At 34.3% G+C, this 528-nt stretch carries 1 pseudogene; it reads left to right on the top strand.

Annotated features, from left to right (window positions below):
* Nucleotides 1-156 precede the first annotated feature (156 nt).
* Nucleotides 157-528, top strand: a pseudogene (locus CYP64_RS00765) (hypothetical protein); the annotation flags it as partial.

The following is a 528-nucleotide window of genomic DNA, read 5'->3' on the forward strand; positions in this document are numbered from 1 at the left end:
ATACTATTTACAAGTATATAATGCAGATAAAACATATTTTGATTACGCTGGACCACAGTATTCAAAAATAATGACTGATTTTCAAAGGATTATCCGCTAAGAAAATTGGAACACTCCTTGCTTACTACATATAAATTTGATAAGCAAGGATCGTAAATGAGCATTTTTAGTGTTAGCACGCAAAAGTATAGCACAGTAGCTACTGAGGCAAAAGCAAGGAAACTTCAAAAAGAGCAGTCTGAAAGTGTCAAATTTCAAAACGCTCTTGCAAATAATGAAAAAACAAAAGACATAGCACAAAATTTACAACGACTTGGGCTTACAAAAGATACACAGCAAAGCATTTATAGCGTGAAATTTAAAGACAAAAACGAGCTTGGCTATCAAAGCGATAAGGCGGGCTTTATGGACGCTAGCTTTAATAAAGCAGCCGGCTTGCCACAGGACTTTAAGCTTCACAAAAGCACTATAAAAGAATTTCTAAACTTCGCAATAAAGCAAAATAATATAAAAAGTGTCCTTTACAGC

It is taken from the genome of Campylobacter concisus, assembly GCF_002913945.1.
Classification (GTDB): domain Bacteria; phylum Campylobacterota; class Campylobacteria; order Campylobacterales; family Campylobacteraceae; genus Campylobacter_A; species Campylobacter_A concisus_P.